Genomic DNA, 18,241 nt, shown 5'->3' on the forward strand with positions numbered 1-18,241 from the left:
ACTTGCAATAACAAGGGAAATTTCTTCCTAATTTAAATAGATTTTAAAATATCATGAAGGAGCAATCGTGATTTGTTGCAAAAGGAAGAAAATAATTCTTGTATACTTTTACCTATATATGATATTATAAATATACATAAAATTTGATTTAAGCTATAAGTAATAATATAAAGTGGGGGGATTGCAATGGCAATTAGTAATTTAAAAAATAACAAAAAAGTTACTATAGTAGATACCACTCTTAGAGATGGGGAACAAACAGCAGGAGTAGTTTTTGCTAATGAAGAAAAAATAGTAATAGCAGAAATGTTAAGTGACTTAGGTGTTGATCAACTAGAAGTAGGAATTCCTACAATGGGTGGGGACGAAAAGAAGGCTATAAAAGAAATTGTAAAAAGAAATTTGAAACCTAGTATTATGGCATGGAATAGAGCTGTAGTCAGCGATATAGAACAATCAATAGATTGTGGAGTTGATGCAGTTGCCATATCAATATCAGTATCAGATATACACATTCAGCATAAACTTAAAACATCTAGAGAATGGGTATTAGAAAGCATGGTTAAATCTGTAGAATTTGCAAAGAAAAATGGTCTTTATGTATCTGTTAACGGGGAAGATGCATCTAGAGCAGATAAGGACTTTTTAGTTGAATATATTAATGCAGCTAAACAAGCAGGTGCAGATAGATTTAGATATTGTGATACTGTAGGAATTATGGAGCCATTTAAAATTAGAGATGATATTAAATATATATATGATAAAACAGGCTTTGATATAGAAATGCATACACATGATGATTTTGGAATGGCAACAGCTAATGCTGTAGCAGGTATTAAAGGTGGAGCAACCCATGTTGGAGTAACTGTAAATGGCCTTGGGGAAAGAGCGGGTAATGCAGCATTAGAAGAAGTTATAATGGCATTAATGCTTGTATATGGATATAATGGTGAAGCAATAAATACCCAAATGTTTAGAGAAGTATCACAATATGTATCAAGAGCATCAGGAAGAGAACTTCCAATCTGGAAAGCTATTGTTGGAACAAATATGTTTGCACATGAATCAGGAATTCATGCAGATGGAGCAATAAAAGATCCTAAGAATTATGAAGCATTTGATCCAGATATAGTTGGTCTTGAAAGGCAGATTGTTATAGGAAAGCATTCAGGACGAGCTTCAATAATAAATAAATTTAGAGAATATAATAGAGAACTTACAGATGATGAAGCAAAAGGAATACTTGAACTTGTAAGAGCTACAGCAGTTAGATTAAAGAGAACTTTATTCGATAAAGAAGTAGTTCAATTATATAAAGAGTATCATAGACGATTAGAAGAAAAAAATAAGCAATAGAAACAGGGGGAAGAAAAATTGGGAGATAATTTAGTTTATAAAATTTTAAAGAGTCATGTTGTTGAGGGAGAATTAAAGGCCGGAGAACCTATTGCATTAAAGATCGATCAGACTTTAACTCAAGATTCCACTGGAACTATGGCATATCTTCAATTAGAAGCTATGGGCATAGACAGAGTAAAGACTAAAAAGTCAGTAGCATTTATAGATCATAATATGTTGCAACAGGGCTTTGAAAATGCAGATGACCATAAGTTCATTCAAACAGTTGCATCTAAATATGGAGTATATTTCTCTAAACCAGGTAATGGAATATGTCACCAAATATTTTTAGAAAGATTTTCAACTCCAGGAGATACATTGATAGGATCTGACAGCCATACACCAACAGCAGGTGGAGTTGGTATGCTTGCTATGGGTGCAGGTGGATTAGATGTTGCTCTTGCTATGGGAGGCGGAGCTTATAACATAAACACTCCTAAGGTTGTAAAAATTGAACTTACTGGAAAGTTAAACCGAATGGTGGCAGCAAAAGATGTCATTCTAGAAGTATTAAGAATATTAACCGTAAAAGGTGGAGTTGGTAAAGTTTTTGAATATGCTGGTGAAGGAGTTAAGACACTTTCAGTTCCAGAAAGAGCTACTATAACTAATATGGGAGCTGAACTTGGTGCTACTACTTCAATTTTTCCAAGTGATGAAAGAACATTAGAATTTTTCAAGGCACAAGGAAGAGAAAAGGACTTTATAGAATTTAAGCCAGATGCAGATGCTGCGTATGATGAAGTAATCACAATTAATTTAAGTGAATTAACTCCACTTACAGCTAAGCCACACAGCCCAGATAATGTTGCTAAAGTTAGTGAAGTAGGTAATATTAAAGTTGACCAAGTCGTTATAGGAAGTTGTACTAACTCTTCTTATGAAGATTTAATGAAGGTTGCTAAGATATTAAAAGGAAATAAGGTTCATCCAAATGTAAGCTTAGTAATTGGTCCAGGTTCAAGACAAGTTATGGAAATGATAGCTAGAAACGGTGCATTAGCGGATATAATCAGTTCAGGAGCGAGAATTCTTGAGAATGGCTGTGGACCATGCATTGGTATGGGGCAGTCACCTGGAACTGATGCGATTTCACTTAGAACTGTAAATAGAAATTTCTATGGTAGAAGTGGAACATTATCAGCACAAATATATATAGTAAGTCCTGAAACAGCTGCAGTTTCAGCTATAAATGGGGTTTTAACTGATCCGACAGAAGTAGATGTAGATTTAACAATAGATATGCCTAAGGAATTCTTAATAGATGATTCTATGATTTTAGCACCAGCACCAACTAATGCTGAAGTTGAAGTTGTTAGAGGTCCTAATATTAAACCATTCCCAGTAAGTGCAGCCTTAGCTGAAGAATTAGATGGGAAAGTATTAATAAAAGTTGAAGACAATATTACAACGGATCACATTATGCCTTCAAATTCGAAGTTATTACCATTTAGATCAAATATACCGTATCTTGCAGAATACTGTTTTAATACAGTAGACACAGAATTTCCTAAGAGAGCTAAGGAATTTAATGGTGGATTTATAATTGCAGGAGGAAACTATGGTCAAGGTTCAAGTAGAGAACATGCTGCATTAGCGCCTCTTTACTTAGGAGTTAAGGCAGTTATAGCTAAATCATTTGCAAGAATTCATAAGGCTAACTTAATTAACAATGGAATAATTCCAATGGAGTTTAAGAATGAAGAAGATTATGATGGTATTAATCTAATAGATGATTTAAAGATAGAAAATATTCAAACTGCATTAGATTCAGGAATAGTTATAGTGAAGAACTTAACTAAAGGAATTGAATTTGAAGCAAAAGTTGATTTGACAGAAAAAGAAATTGCAGTTATTAAGGCTGGCGGAAGACTTAATTATGTAAAAGCAAACAGCTAGCTATAAAATAGCGGTATAGTACAAATTAAAAAACTCAAGAATTTATTAAGATTAAATTCTTGAGTTTTTTATATAAATTTCTTTTATAAAATTTAAGAGATAATAATAAATTACTAAAGAAGAATGAACTGTTATATTAAGATAAGTATTTAAATAACTAATCATTTATAAGTACTGTTAATCATTGTAAGATTATTTAGAATATATTATGTAAATATATTTATAGGTAGGTTATAATTAATTAATAAGAGGATTTTTATGTGATAATATAAAGCAGTTAGAAAGAGGTCGTTATTATGGAAGAAACTATAAGATTATCTGGGATAGCCTATGAAAGTTTGGTGAATGGACCAGGTATGAGAAGAGTATTTTTTGCTCAAGGATGCAAACATAATTGTAAGGGCTGCTTTAACCCGGATACTCATGATTTTACTGGTGGTGAAGAAAGATCAATTGATTCGCTTATAAAGGATACATTAGAAAACCCAATATTAAGTGGAGTTACATTCAGTGGAGGGGATCCATGGGAACAGGCTGATAAATTCGCTATTATGGCAAAAGCTTTTAAAAAAGCAAAACTAAGTGTTTGGAGTTATACAGGATATACTTATGAATATATTTTAGAAAATAAGGAAGTAAGACTAGGCTGGAACGATTTATTGAATAATATTGATGTTTTAGTAGATGGGAAGTTTCAAGAGGAGAAGCATGAAGATGGACTTAAATTTAGGGGATCAAGTAATCAAAGAATAATAGATGTTCAAGAGAGTTTAAAAAAAGGAATTATAGTAATTAAAGAGTATTAATAATATGAGGTTTTTGATTATATATTTTAATTCGAGGAGGAAACATTATGATCTATTCTTTAGAAAATGCATGTATTAAAATTACAGCTAGTACACATGGGGGAGAAATACATTCAATAAAAAGCATCAATGAGGAAATTGAATATTTATGGAATGGAGATCCAGAGTATTGGAAATATCATGCACCAATATTATTTCCTATAGTAGGGAAGGTTATAGATTCAAAATATAGAGTTGATGGAAAGATATATGAATTACCACAACATGGACTAGCTAGGACATCAGAATTCAAATTAATTTCAAAAACAGAGGATGAAATAATTTTTGAATTAAATTATTCAGAGGAGTCGCTAAAGGTATATCCATATAAGTTTTCATTGAAATCAAAGTATAAGTTGGAAGATAATACTGTGAATGTTACCTATAGTGTTAAAAATACAGATGATAGAACAATATATTTTTCAATAGGTGCTCATCCAGCGTTTATATGTCCTATTGATAATACTAACGATACATTAGAAGATTGCTATCTTCAATTCAATGAAAGAGAATCAAGTAAGAAAATGATTATTACAAAGGATGGATATCTTTCTCATAAGAGGGATAAGTGTTTAAATTCTACGGATAAACTTATGTTATCAAAAGACTTATTTAAGGACGATGCATTAGTATTTGATGATTTAAAATCTGATAAAATAACAATAAGATCAAAGAATAATGATAGAGCATTAATTGTTGACTTTGAAGAATTTACTTATATGGGAATTTGGGCACCAAAAGATGGAGCACCATTTGTGTGCATAGAGCCTTGGTTTGGACATGCAGATTATGAAAACTTTGAAGGTGAACTTAGTGAAAAAGAAGGCATATTGTCATTGAAACCAGGAAAAGAATTTAGTTGTACTTATAAAATAACGGTTATATAAAGTTACATTTAAGCTTTAAAATTTGACTTGAAATAGAATAAGTAAAAATAATTCACAGAAAGTATTAATAAAACCTATATATCTGTGGATTATTTTTATTTACATGTGGACAAATTAAAAAAGAATAAAATAGAAGTATGAAAAACGTTACAATTATTTACTTAAAATCAATAAAGAGTAATAAAATTAGCTCGATAAAATTACCATGAGATAAATAAATGGGAGAGATTTTCATGGTGGTTAAGATAAGTAATAAGGATATACACAGGTACACCTTCAAAAAGAGGGAAATATATTTAAAGTCAAAAAAAATTAAAAAAGAGAATATGTCTTTTGGAGAAGTACTGGGGGAGATACAAGTGCTTAAAGAAAAAGGCATTATAACTATAGAAAACGTTAATATATACATATCTAAAGCCATAATGAAAAATAAAAAGTAAGATAAAACATAATTGAAATATTTTTATCTTACTTTTTACTCTGTATTAATATTTTTAGTGTTAAACGCAAAAAATTTTATTAATAAAAATGTAATTGGAACGCCAATAATTGCTGCTAGTAAATATGCGAAAAGTTTTTGTATTCCAAAAGCACTACAGATAATCACAACAATATATTGAATTATGAAATTAGGCATGGATGATATTGTGAATTTAATGAACTTTCTAAGACTGAGAGTTTCTTTAAAGGTGATAAAACTATTTAAAATATAAGATATAATCAGTCCTGAAATATATCCAGGCAAAAATGCTATGGTTGCATTCAAAAAACTAGAATATATATATGAAAATACAGTTCCATTAAATGTATTTATAATTCCGATTATAATAAATATGATAAATTGCTTCGAAATAAAAGTATCTTTAACTTTTTTTATAATATTATTCATGTAAAATACCTAACTATCCCTTTTATTAGTATTAATTAATTTATCAGCAATAATAAACCTAGGTCTTCTTTTAGTTTCATTATATATTTTACCAATGTATTCACCTATAACTCCAAGTGATAAAAGCTGTATACCTCCAAGCATCCAAATTGATAAAGTTAGTGACGTCCAACCGGTCACTGTAGTGCCTAAAAATTTGACTATTAGAGAATAAATAGAAGCGATTCCGCTAATAAAAAATATTGTAAAACCGAGAAAAGTTATTATTCTTATTGGTTTTATGCTAAGAGAGGTTATTCCATCTAGGGCAAAAGCAATCATTTTCTTTAATGGATATTTAGATTCCCCAGCAAAACGTTCATGGCGTTCATATTCAACAATTGAATATTTATAGCCTATTAAGGGAATCATCCCTCTAAGAAATAAATTAACTTCCTCGTATTGACTTAATCCATCTAAGGCCCGTTTGCTCATAAGCCTATAATCAGCATGATTATAAACCATATCAACACCAAGACCATTCATAAGCTTATAAAAAGCTAATGCAGTTGATCGTTTAAAGAAAGTATCAGTTTGTCTAGAGCATCGTACTCCATAAACAATATCACAGCCACTATAATATTGTTCAACAAATTTATCTATAACATCCACATCATCTTGTAAGTCAGCATCTAATGAAATAGTCATATCTGCATATTCCTTAGCAGTCATAAGTCCCGCTAGTAAAGCGTTTTGATGTCCTCTATTTCTTGATAAGTTGATTCCTGAAAAGATAGTATTTTTTACATTGAGTTCCTCAATTATACTCCAGGTTTTATCATTTGAACCATCGTTGACAAATAGAATTTTACTCTCATCAGAAATAAGGTTATTTGCAATCATATAATTTATTTTTTCTAGCAGCCTTTTGGAAGTCTCATGTAAAACTTCTTCTTCATTATAGCAAGGAATTACAAGGTATAGTATATCATTCATAAAGTCGCCTCCAGTAGACATTATATAAAATTTCACATTACTATTATTAACATATTATCAAGAAATTTATAACTCGTATTTTATATTTTTTATGACTAATGAAGTGATATCTATCAAATTAATTTCTGTATCTATTGTATTAGCATTAGAGCTTTTAATTATTTTTACAATTGGTCTTAGAGGAAAACCAGGTAACGTTTCTTGAACCACAGCTATATCGCCATTACTTAATTCTACTAATGTGCCTTTAGAAAAAGGAATTACTATCTTGCAGAAGGTATTAACTATATCATAATCAAATGCTTTTCCTGCGTTGGACATTAAATATTCTAAAACATCGCTTGGAAACAATGCTCTTTTATTTGGTCTGCCAGCGGATAAAGAATCATAAGCATCAGTAATGCTGACAATTTTACTTAACATGTTTATTTCATCATTATGTAAGCCTTTAGGATATCCTAATCCATCTGGTCTTTCATGATGTTGTAAGGTTATCATCTTACTATGTGCGCTTAAATTATAAGAGTCAGATAAATACTTATATCCTAAGGTTGGGTGTTGCTCTAGAATTGAAATTTCATCTGGAGTCAGCTCCTCTTTCGTCATTAAAATTTCTTTAGAAATAAATGATTTACCTATATCATGAAGTAAAGCACCTATGCAAAGATTTTGTAATTGCCTTTTTGGAAGCTTTAAGGCAATACCAAGGACAAGAGACATTATAGCTACGTTAACAGAATGTGCATAGATATAATTATCCATACTCCTAATATCTACTAGTGGAATCAATACATTTTTATTGCTTAAAATATTTTCAAGCAAGTTTTCTGCCGTGTCTCCAATATTTTCAAAATACGCAGCTTCCTTTTTTGAGAATTTATCAGCAACGGTAAGTCTATTTATATTTGAAAAGGCTTCTTTTATTGTTAAAATTGCATTTTGTCTTAATTCAGGTTTAATAATATCTTCGATTTCTTCAGAACTATATTCATCAACTATATATATTGATAGAATGTTTATTTCTTTTATCTTAGAAATAATTCCCTGACTTAAAACTACACCGGCTTTTACTAAGACTCTACCATTATAATCATATAATGTTTTACCCATAATTGTATTAGGCTTTACGCATTCAATTGGAACCAATCTCATAACTATCTTCTCCTCAAGTGTTTTGATTATATTACAATTTCCAACACAGTCTATAATTAAATACTAAATATAATAGTAGTATATCAATAAATTTTACATATTTGTAGTGGTACAAGAGAAAAATATATTATTATTTGTCTTGAAATGCCGCAATTATCAAGTAAATAGGGAAAAAAATAATTTAGAGAAGTTTAGAGGAATATTTAAAATTTTCTCACTATTTGGAGCGATAAATTTATTACTTAATACCTGAATTGTGTTATAATATTATAGAAAATAAAATATCACAAGGGGGCTTTTTTAATGTCAAGAGTTTATAATTTTTCGGCAGGACCGGCTGTGTTACCAGAGGAGGTTCTTAAGGAAGCAGCTGAAGAAATGTTAGATTACAACGGCACTGGTATGTCAGTTATGGAAATGAGTCATCGTTCCAAAGCTTTTGAGGGGATTATTACCGAGGCCGAAAAAACATTAAGAGAATTATTAAATATTCCAAGTAATTACAAGGTATTATTCCTTCAAGGTGGGGCATCACAACAATTTGCAATGATTCCAATGAATCTAATGAAAAATAAAGTTGCAGATTACATTAAAACAGGGCAATGGGCAAAGAAGGCAGCAGCTGAAGCAGCTATATATGGAAAAGTTAATATAATAGCATCTTCAGAGGACAAAACGTACACATATATACCAGATTTAAAGAATTTAAAAATTTCTGATGACGCTGACTATGTGTATATATGTCATAATAATACAATTTATGGTACAAGCTATAAAGAATTGCCCGATGTAGGAGATAAGATTCTAGTAGCAGATATGTCATCTGATTTCTTATCTCAACCGGTAGACGTATCAAAATATGGATTAATTTTTGCAGGTGCTCAAAAGAATGTAGGACCAGCAGGGGTTGTCGTAGTAATAGTTCGTGAAGATTTACTTACTGATGATGTACTACCAGGAACTCCTACAATGCTAAAGTATAAAACTCATGCTGATAATAACTCATTATATAATACACCACCAGCATATGGAATATATATATGCGGAAAAGTATTTAAATGGCTTAAGAATAAAGGCGGCTTAGATGCAATGAAGAAGATAAATGAAGAAAAGGCTGCGATTCTTTATGATTTCCTTGATTCAAGCAGTATGTTCAATGGAACAGTTGTAAAGAAGGACCGTTCATTAATGAATGTACCTTTTGTAACTGGCTCAGATGAGTTAGATGCTAAGTTCGTAAAAGAAGCTAAAGAAGCAGGTTTTGAAAACTTAAAAGGCCATAGAACTGTTGGTGGAATGAGAGCAAGTATATATAATGCTATGCCAACAGAAGGTGTTAAAGCTTTAGTTGAATTTATGAAGAAATTTGAAGCAGAAAATAAATAGAAAATATTATATTTAAGATAATTAAAAGAACGTGTATTTTATCTTTTGATAAGATACACGTTCTTTATTTAAAATATAATTAACTCTATACCAATTTCATCTATAAGTAAATTATGATAGTATGTATTTTCAATTAATTCCTATATTTGCAATAAAAATGAGTCTGATTAATCAATTATATAAGTTAATAGGGAGGTGTATTAGTAAACAACTATATTTAATTTCTTATTTATTCTAATCAATATATGTAACATAAAAAAAGAGAAGTAAAATAACTTTACCCCTCTTTTTACTCATTATAAAACAATAATGACATTATAACACGAATTCAAGTGTTTTAAATATCAATTAATTAGAACTCGCTAGTTCCTGGAGTTCTTGGGAATGGTAATACATCTCTGATATTTGTCATTCCAGTAATGTACATAATTAATCTTTCAAAACCTAAACCGAAACCAGCATGCTTAGTTTCTCCATATTTTCGGAGTTCTAGATACCACCAATAGTCTTCTTCTTTTAGACCTAATTCAGCCATTCTAGATTTTAATTTATCTAATCTTTCTTCTCTTTGGCTTCCACCTATGATTTCACCGATTCCTGGAACTAAAAGGTCAGTAGCAGCAACAGTTTTATTATCCTCATTCATTCTCATATAGAATGCTTTAATATCCTTAGGATAGTCTGTTACAAATAGAGGCTTTTTAAAGTGTTCCTCAGTAAGGTATCTTTCGTGCTCTGTTTGTAAATCAATTCCCCATGATACAGGATAATCAAATTCTTTTCCGCATTTTTGTAAAATTTCAACAGCTTCTGTATATGTAACCTTAGCAAAATCTGATGATACAACATGATTCAATCTTTCTAGTAATCCTTTATCGATAAATTGATTAAAGAACTGCATTTCTTCAGGACACTCATCCATAACATATTTGATAACATATTTAAGCATATTTTCTGCAAGTTCCATATCATCTTCTAAATCTGCAAATGCTATTTCAGGTTCAATCATCCAGAATTCAGCTGCATGTCTTGTGGTATTTGAATTTTCAGCTCTGAATGTTGGACCAAATGTATATATATTTCTAAATGCTAAGGCAAAGCATTCAGCGTTTAATTGACCAGATACAGTAAGATTAGTTTCTTTGCCAAAGAAGTCTTTTTCAAAATCTACACTTCCATCTTTATTTAATTCTGGAGACTTAGGATCAAGAGTTGTTACTCTGAACATTTCTCCAGCACCTTCACAGTCACTACCAGTTATTATTGGTGTATGTGTATATACAAAATTTTGATCTTGAAAAAATTTATGAATTGCGTAAGCTGCAACAGAACGCACTCTGAAGGTTGCAGAAAAAGCATTACTTCTAGGTCTTAGGTGAGCAATAGTTCTTAAATACTCAAAAGTGTGTCTTTTCTTTTGAAGAGGATAATCCGAATTTGACATACCTTCAATATTTATGATCTTTGCTTGAATTTCAAAAGGCTGTTTTGCATCTGGTGTTTCAACTAATGTACCGACAATTGAAATTGAAGAACTTATAGGTAATTTGGATATTTCTTTAAAATTATTTAATTTGTCATCAAAAACTATTTGAATATTTTTAAAGAAAGAACCATCGTTAACTTCTATGAAACCAAAAGCATTAGATGCTCTTAAAGTTCTTATCCAGCCTAATATAGTTATTTCTTTTGATAAAAAGTTATCTGTATTTCTATAAAGGCTTCTGATTGAAATTGATTTTGTCATATTATATGACCTCCATTTTTTATAATTAATCTTGAGGTTAGAAATACAAATTATAATTTTAATGAAGATAAAATTCATTAGATTATAAAATTATAATTATTTTAAACCTGCTACCCTTAATGATAAATAGATTTTACAATACTTTCTTGGTGAATGCAACTTGAGGATGTCCATAAATTATACTTTCTATGTAAGGCAGATTCAAATAAATAACAAGTCCCTTTGCTAGCCTATTTTTCATCATAAAGGAAGCTCGACTCGCATATGCTCCCTGAGTAATCACAGAGTAAGCGACCATCATCAAATTATAGATTTGATATGTCTGCTTAACCGAGTCACACAAAATCATAGATTGCACTGTGTGAAAATTCGAGACACCAAATGCAAGATTTGGTGTCTCGAACTTTTGGTTCTCTGCTCATCGGCAAATTGATGAAAAATATGCATAGCAACATTGGACTTGTTACTTACTTTCATAAGCCTAAATTTTAATTAAGGTGGTATTTATATCATAGTAATGATTTTTTTGTAAGGCTTGTCTACTCCATACCATTTTCAAAACTTTGGATTAATTCCTGTGGAAAATCCAACATTGTCATGTCTTTAATTATTCTTTTATATGGGTATTGAATTTCTTTTACTTGAACTTTCATTCCGTCTTCTTTGTTAATATTAAGAATACAATAAGTACTATTAGGACGGCCAATTTTAGGCTTACCAACACTGCCGCAGTTTATATATACTTTGTTTCCAAATTCCTTCATTCCAGGTATATGAGTATGGGCACAAATTAAAACATCTTCGTTTATAGAACTCATTACTTCAAGGGTTTTATCTTCATCTTTTAAAAGATATTCATTGATTTTATCTGGACTTCCATGAACAAAGAGCAGTTTTTTATTCATAATATTTAAAGTTAATGTTGATGGTAAGTTTTCTAGAAAGAGTCTGTTTTCCTCTCTAAGCTCTCTAACAGTCCAAGGAAGAGAGAAACTGTTAATACGAGTTTCTCTTATATAGGAATATTCATTATCAACAACTGAGCTATCATAGTTGCCTTTTATACAAAGAATATGCCTTCTTCTAATCATTGAAATAACTTCATTAGGATGAGGACCATAACCAACTAAGTCTCCTAAGCAAATAATTGTATCAACTTTTTCAACATCAATATCTTCTAAAAGATTAATTAGGGCATAGACATTAGCATGAATATCTGAAATTACCGCTATTTTCATAAGCAATCCTCCTAAGTTATTTAGAAATTATTAAAGTAGTATTTTATGCTTCTAAATACTTCTCTCCAACAATAACTACATCACCAGCACCTACTGTTAGTAATAAATCGCCAGAAGTAAGTTTTGATTTTACGTAGCTTAAGGCTTCATCATGAGAATGAACATTAGTACATACTATTCCTTTTTCTCTTATAGCATCTCCAAGTTCATCTGAAGATATAAGTCCAGTATTTTTTTCACGAGCAGCATAAATATCCATTAATATAAGCTCATCTACGTCATTGAAACATTCTGTAAATTCATTAAATAATGCTTTTGTCCTAGTATAAGTATGAGGTTGAAAAATACAATAAGTTTTATTATGATGAATTTGTTTTGCAGTACTTAAGGTTGCTTTAATTTCAGTAGGGTGATGGGCATAATCATCAATTACAGTAACTCCGTTTACTTCACCCTTATACTCGAATCTTTTGTGAGCACCTTTGCATTTTGCTAATCCTGCAATTATATTGGAATCAGAAATATTAAAAATAAGAGAAACACAAATGGAAGCAAGAGCATTTAAAATATTATGCTTACCTGGCACATTTAAAGAAACAGTAAATAAGTTTTTAGAATCTTTATATACATCAAAAGTAGCACAGCCATTATTGTTAAATACAATATTCTTAGCGGTCACATCAGCATCTTCAAATCCATAAGTCATTGTATTGCAGTTTGCTTTTTCTAAAATTTCTTTAACTCTAAAGTCGCCAGCGTAACCAACAAGATACCCATCACTTGGAACTAATTTAGAGAATTGAGAGAAGGTATCAGTAATGTCATCTATATCCTTATAGAAATCTAAGTGATCTGCATCAATATTTAAGATTATACCGATATAAGGGAAAAACTTTAAGAATGAACGTTTATATTCACAAGCTTCAGTTATGAAATACTCACTATTACCTATTTTGAAGTTTCCACCAATTTCATCTAGCTCTCCTCCAACTAAGATAGTTGGATCTAAGTCACCAGCTAATGTAATGTGAGAAAGCATAGATGTACAAGTAGTTTTACCATGAGTACCTGTAACTGCTACGTTATATTTATGGCCTTTCATAATTTGACCTAAGAATTCAGCTCTATCCATTAATTTTATATTCTTTTCTTTAGCTTCTAAAAGCTCAGGATTATCAGATGGAATTGCAGCAGTATAAACTACTAAATCTACATTTTTAATGTTGTCTTTATTATGACCTATGTAAATTTCAGCACCTGAAGACCTTAATTTATCTATAATTGATGAATCCTTAAAATCTGAGCCTGATACCTTAAATCCACTATTTAATAAAACAGCAGCCAGCCCACTCATACTGATTCCACCAATACCTATGAAATGAATTTTTTTATCTTTATCTTCTATAAAATCGAAAGACAAATGATCAACTCCTTTTAATTAATAAGCATATATTTTTTAATCTTAGTTAAATCTTTAGTTTTATACTTTAAATATAATTATATACATTTTTCTAAAAATCAACCATAGGAAAAAATAAATACATATTATTTTATGCCTATTTAATGATTTTGTGAACAGGTTATAAATATATGAATGAACTTTATGTGTAAAAACATTGATATTAAATTAAATTTAGCATAAAATATGAATATTAAAAGGATTTAATATAAAAAAATTCGTGTGGGTGATAAGATGGAAAAATTTACGAGAAACAAAAGGGTAGTTGCTATAACCAAGATATTATTAGAGAATCCTAATAAAATATTAGGATTAAATAAGTTTTCAGAATTGTTAAATGCAGCAAAGTCTACTACAAGTGAAGATATAGTGGTGGTTCGTGAAGTATTAGAAAGACTTGAAATGGGAAAAGTTGAAACAATTTCTGGAGTGGCAGGAGGAATAAAGTATGTTCCTCAAATTGGAGATGAAGAAAAGAGAGAGTTCGCATTAGAAATATGTAAACAATTAAGCGATGATGGAAGAGTTATTCCAGGAAATATAATATATATGACTGATTTAATGTATAATCCTAAAATAATAAATAAGGCTGGAGTAATGTTATCGTCATGTTTTCAAGGAAAAGATATTGATTATGTAATAACAGTTGAAACTAAAGGAATTCCATTAGCTTATGAAGTAGCTAGAAATTTAGGAGTACAATTAGTTATTGCAAGAAGAGACAGTCAAGTCACAGAAGGCCCAACAGTTACTATAAATTATGTTTCTGGAAGTGATGGCAGGCTGCAACAAATGTCACTATCAAAGAAGTCAATGAGATCATCTAGTAAATGTATATTTATAGATGATTTTATGAAAGGCGGGGGAACTGCTGTAGGAATTAAAGATCTGTTAAAGGAATTTGATAGTGAGCTAGTAGGAATTGGAGTGCTAGTAGATAATAAACAAATCGAAAAAAAATTCATTGATGAATATGTTTCAATTGTAGAATTAAAAGAAGTAGATAAATCAGCAATTATAGGAATACAGCCTTCGAAAACATTTTCTTAATTTAGAAATATTGGATTAGATTGAGTTCTAATTTATAAAACAACTGACATATTATTTATTGGTTGAGAAAGATTATGCAGTCTGGTAATAAGATTTTTACTATATAAAGTTGTGGGATTAATAGAAATAGTAATCTTTTAGTATTTATTATTTTATATGTTTATACAAAAAAATAAATTTTATAAGGATTTATCAAATATAAAAAAGGAATTTAGTAATTTGTGGAGAATTTATATAAATATTAAATATTTTTAAAGCAACTGGGAGGGGTGGAGTAAAGTGAAAATAACAGACGTTAGAATTAGAAAAATTGCATCAGAAGGTAAAATGAAGGGAATAGTTTCTGTTACATTTGATAATGAATTTGTAGTTCACGATATCAAAGTTATAGAAGGACAAGCGGGTTTATTTATTGCTATGCCTAGTAGAAAAACACCAGATGGAGAATTTAAGGATATAGCTCACCCAATAAATACGGAAGCTAGAGAAAAAATTCAAACTGCAATTTTAGAAGCTTATGAAAAAGCTGTTTCAGAAGAAGTTGTGGAAGGATAATGAATTTATGAGCAAAAGGAAGTTGTATATAACTTCCTTTTGTTTTGTGAAAGAAGATTTTGTAAAGAAATATTAGGTAGGTTGTATGGTTGAAATACAAGTGGCTTTCCAATATAATTAATTTAGCATGAATATTGAATGAATTATTACTATAAAATAATCGTGTTAGTATAAATTTATAAATGAGGTGTTATATATAATGTATAAATGTGCTTTAGTTTTAGCGGCTGGTCAAGGTAAGAGAATAAAGTCAGATTTACCAAAAGTATTGCATAAAGTATGCGGTAAAGAAATGCTAAAACATGTTATAGATTCAGTAAGAGATTCTGGAATTAATGATATAGATGTAATAATAGGTAAGGGCTCAGAACTTGTTAAGGAAAGAACTTTAGATAGAAATGTATCATATTCATTACAAGCTGAACAATTAGGGACTGGGCATGCAGTTAAATGTGCAGAAGAATTTTTAAAGGGAAAGAAAGGAGTAGTCGGTATATTTACAGGAGACACTCCTTTAATAAAGCAGTCAACAATTGAAAGATTATTTGATGAGCATATTGAAAATAAAAATTCAGCTACTATATTAACTGCAATTGTTGATGACCCAACTGGTTATGGAAGAATTGTAAGAGAAAATAATGAGGTATCAAAAATTGTAGAGCATAAAGATTGTACTGAAGAAGAACTCAAGATTAACGAGATGAATTCTGGAATATTCTGTTTTGATATTGAATCATTAGTAAATGCATTAGGTAAACTAAATAATAATAATAATCAAGGTGAATATTATCTTACAGATGCTATAGAAATATTAAAATCTCAAGGGAAAAAAATAGGAGCAGTTGTAACTGAATATGAAGAAACTATTGGAATAAATTCAAGAGTTCAATTAGCAGAGGCAGAAGAAATATTAAAAAATAGAATTAATATTAAGCATATGGAAAATGGAGTTACATTGATTGATCCTAAGACAACATATATAGGAATTGATGTTGAAATAGGAAAAGATACAATAATATATCCAAATAATATTTTAGAGGGAAATACAAAGATAGGAAGTAATTGTGTAATATATCAAAACTCAAGAATTGTAAACAGTACTATTGGAGAGGAAGTAGATATCCAAGCTTCAGTTATATTAGAGAGTAATATTGGTGATAATACTACTGTTGGTCCGTTTGCATATATTAGGCCTGAGACTAAAATAGGGAAGCATGCTAGAATAGGTGATTTTGTAGAAATAAAGAAATCAACAATTGGGGATGGAACTAAGGTATCACATTTAACTTATATAGGTGATGCTGAAGTAGGCTCAGAATGCAACTTTGGATGCGGAACAGTAGTTGTAAATTATGATGGTAAAGAGAAACATAAAACTATTATAGGAAATCATAGTTTTATAGGCTGTAATACTAATTTAGTTTCACCTGTTACAGTTCAGGATAATACATATATTGCAGCAGGATCTACTATTACAGCTGAAGTAAAAGAAGGAGATCTTGCAGTTGCTAGGGCTAAGCAGAGAAATATAAGTGGATGGGTAGAAAAAAAAGGATTAAAGAAGTAAATTTTTATTACAAATAAGCCAAAATTTTTAAGGGGGTCTTCTTGATTATGATAACTCATGGAAGAAATATAAAAGTATTTACTGGAAATTCCCATGCTAAGTTGGCAAAAGATATAGCAGATATTCTAGGGGTTCCAGTTGGAGATTCTAAAGTTTCAACTTTCAGTGATGGAGAAATATCTGTTGATATTAATGAAACGGTTAGAGGAAATGATGTATTTATAGTTCAATCCACTTGTTCACCTGTTAATAATAATTTAATGGAATTACTAATTATGATTGATGCTTTTAAAAGAGCATCAGCAGGTAGAATAACAGCAGTTATGCCATACTATGGATATGCAAGGCAAGATAGGAAGGCTAAATCAAGAGATCCGATAACTGCTAAGTTGGTTGCAGATTTATTGACAGCGGCAGGTGCACATAGAGTTTTAACTATGGATTTACATGCAGCCCAAATTCAAGGATACTTTAACATTCCCGTTGATCATTTACTTGGAGCACCGATACTTGCACAGCATTTTATATCAAAAGGATTGGCAGATCAAGATGATGTTGTCGTTGTTTCACCTGATCTTGGAAGTGTGACTAGAGCAAGAAAATTTGCTGATAATCTACATTCGCCGATAGCTATTATAGATAAAAGGAGACCAAAAGCAAATGTTTCTGAAATAATGAATATTATCGGTGATATTGCAGGAAAGAGATGTATACTAATAGATGATATGATTGATACTGCAGGAACTATTGCAAATGCAGCAAATGCACTTAAAGATTTAGGAGCAAAGAATATTTATGCCTGCTGCACTCATGGAGTGTTATCAGGTCCGGCAATGGATAGGATAAATAGCTCTGCAATTGAAGAGTTAGTATTATTAAATACAATTCCACTAAATAAACAAAATGATAATACAAAGATTAAATCGCTTTCAGTTGCACCTCTATTTGCTGAAGCAATAAAGAGGATTTATGATGACCAACCAATAAGTAAATTATTTGAATGTCAAACAAAGTAAATGTAGTCTAATATTTATTTAAGATGACTTAAAAATAAAAAGGAATGTATATTTGTTTTGAAATATTAAAACAAATATATATTCTATTTTTTATAATATATATTTCTAGATAGCAAGCATTAGGTTATAATAGATCATATTAAAAATTTCAACTGAAATATTATGGTAAAATCCTGAT

At 30.2% G+C, this 18,241-nt stretch carries 16 protein-coding genes; 10 read left to right on the forward strand and 6 right to left on the reverse strand.

The features are described 5' to 3' along the window. The first annotated feature begins 186 nt into the window (after window positions 1-186). The 5 genes from nifV (at window position 187) to CDLVIII_RS01650 (ending at window position 5,469) form a co-directional block, all read left to right on the forward strand. Window positions 187-1,356, forward strand: coding sequence for a homocitrate synthase (gene nifV, locus CDLVIII_RS01630; protein ID WP_009167731.1), 1,170 nt, complete (start codon window positions 187-189; stop codon window positions 1,354-1,356). A gap of 18 nt (window positions 1,357-1,374) precedes the next feature. Next, a complete protein-coding gene (locus CDLVIII_RS01635) occupies window positions 1,375-3,297 on the forward strand; it encodes an aconitate hydratase (protein WP_009167732.1) in 1,923 nt (640 codons plus the stop codon). A 296-nt stretch (window positions 3,298-3,593) separates the two neighbouring features. Next, window positions 3,594-4,103: an anaerobic ribonucleoside-triphosphate reductase activating protein gene (nrdG, locus tag CDLVIII_RS01640; RefSeq protein ID WP_009167733.1), complete on the forward strand. Its 510-nt coding sequence runs from the start codon at window positions 3,594-3,596 to the stop codon at window positions 4,101-4,103. Between the two features lie 47 nt (window positions 4,104-4,150). After that, the gene (locus CDLVIII_RS01645) at window positions 4,151-5,029 is read left to right on the forward strand and encodes an aldose 1-epimerase family protein (RefSeq protein ID WP_009167734.1); all 879 of its coding nucleotides are present in this window, start codon (window positions 4,151-4,153) and stop codon (window positions 5,027-5,029) included. A gap of 233 nt (window positions 5,030-5,262) precedes the next feature. Next, on the forward strand, window positions 5,263-5,469 hold the full coding sequence (locus CDLVIII_RS01650) for a hypothetical protein (RefSeq protein ID WP_009167735.1): 207 nt from the start codon (window positions 5,263-5,265) through the stop codon (window positions 5,467-5,469). A gap of 35 nt (window positions 5,470-5,504) precedes the next feature. Here CDLVIII_RS01650 and CDLVIII_RS01655 read toward each other — a convergent pair whose 3' ends face one another. The 3 genes from CDLVIII_RS01655 to CDLVIII_RS01665 form a co-directional block, all read right to left on the reverse strand. After that, window positions 5,505-5,918 carry a GtrA family protein gene (locus CDLVIII_RS01655; protein WP_009167736.1) on the reverse strand — a complete coding sequence of 138 codons (414 nt, stop codon included), beginning with the start codon at window positions 5,916-5,918 and terminating at the stop codon, window positions 5,505-5,507. 9 nt (window positions 5,919-5,927) lie between these two features. Beyond that, the gene (locus CDLVIII_RS01660; protein ID WP_009167737.1) at window positions 5,928-6,893 is read right to left on the reverse strand and encodes a glycosyltransferase family 2 protein; all 966 of its coding nucleotides are present in this window, start codon (window positions 6,891-6,893) and stop codon (window positions 5,928-5,930) included. A 66-nt stretch (window positions 6,894-6,959) separates the two neighbouring features. After that, window positions 6,960-8,045 (reverse strand): HD-GYP domain-containing protein, encoded by a 1,086-nt coding sequence (locus tag CDLVIII_RS01665; protein ID WP_009167738.1) that lies wholly within the window; start codon window positions 8,043-8,045, stop codon window positions 6,960-6,962. 303 nt (window positions 8,046-8,348) lie between these two features. Between CDLVIII_RS01665 and serC the strand changes: the two genes are divergently transcribed. Beyond that, window positions 8,349-9,431, forward strand: coding sequence for a 3-phosphoserine/phosphohydroxythreonine transaminase (gene serC / locus CDLVIII_RS01670; protein ID WP_009167739.1), 1,083 nt, complete (start codon window positions 8,349-8,351; stop codon window positions 9,429-9,431). A gap of 352 nt (window positions 9,432-9,783) precedes the next feature. On the opposite strand, the gene asnS is transcribed toward serC, so the two are convergent. The 3 genes from asnS to murC all read right to left on the reverse strand — a co-directional run bounded on the left by asnS (window position 9,784) and on the right by murC (window position 13,836). Next, window positions 9,784-11,178, reverse strand: a complete 1,395-nt coding sequence (asnS, locus tag CDLVIII_RS01675) for an asparagine--tRNA ligase (RefSeq protein WP_009167740.1) — start codon at window positions 11,176-11,178, stop codon at window positions 9,784-9,786. A 539-nt stretch (window positions 11,179-11,717) separates the two neighbouring features. Next, window positions 11,718-12,416 (reverse strand): metallophosphoesterase family protein, encoded by a 699-nt coding sequence (locus CDLVIII_RS01680; RefSeq protein WP_009167741.1) that lies wholly within the window; start codon window positions 12,414-12,416, stop codon window positions 11,718-11,720. Window positions 12,417-12,459: 43 nt separating this feature from the next. Beyond that, window positions 12,460-13,836 (reverse strand): UDP-N-acetylmuramate--L-alanine ligase, encoded by a 1,377-nt coding sequence (murC, locus tag CDLVIII_RS01685; protein WP_009167742.1) that lies wholly within the window; start codon window positions 13,834-13,836, stop codon window positions 12,460-12,462. A 273-nt stretch (window positions 13,837-14,109) separates the two neighbouring features. Here murC and purR point away from each other — a divergent pair, with 273 nt between their 5' ends. From purR to CDLVIII_RS01705, 4 genes are all read left to right on the forward strand, one after another. Next, entirely contained in the window at window positions 14,110-14,925 is an 816-nt protein-coding gene (purR, locus tag CDLVIII_RS01690) for a pur operon repressor (RefSeq protein ID WP_009167743.1), read from the forward strand. Window positions 14,926-15,204: 279 nt separating this feature from the next. Next, entirely contained in the window at window positions 15,205-15,480 is a 276-nt protein-coding gene (gene spoVG / locus CDLVIII_RS01695) for a septation regulator SpoVG (protein WP_009167744.1), read from the forward strand. Between the two features lie 199 nt (window positions 15,481-15,679). Beyond that, entirely contained in the window at window positions 15,680-17,047 is a 1,368-nt protein-coding gene (gene glmU / locus CDLVIII_RS01700; RefSeq protein ID WP_009167745.1) for a bifunctional UDP-N-acetylglucosamine diphosphorylase/glucosamine-1-phosphate N-acetyltransferase GlmU, read from the forward strand. Between the two features lie 47 nt (window positions 17,048-17,094). Then, window positions 17,095-18,063, forward strand: coding sequence for a ribose-phosphate diphosphokinase (locus CDLVIII_RS01705; RefSeq protein ID WP_009167746.1), 969 nt, complete (start codon window positions 17,095-17,097; stop codon window positions 18,061-18,063). Window positions 18,064-18,241 lie beyond the last annotated feature (178 nt).

It is taken from the genome of Clostridium sp. DL-VIII (assembly GCF_000230835.1).
Taxonomy (GTDB): Bacteria; Bacillota; Clostridia; order Clostridiales; family Clostridiaceae; genus Clostridium.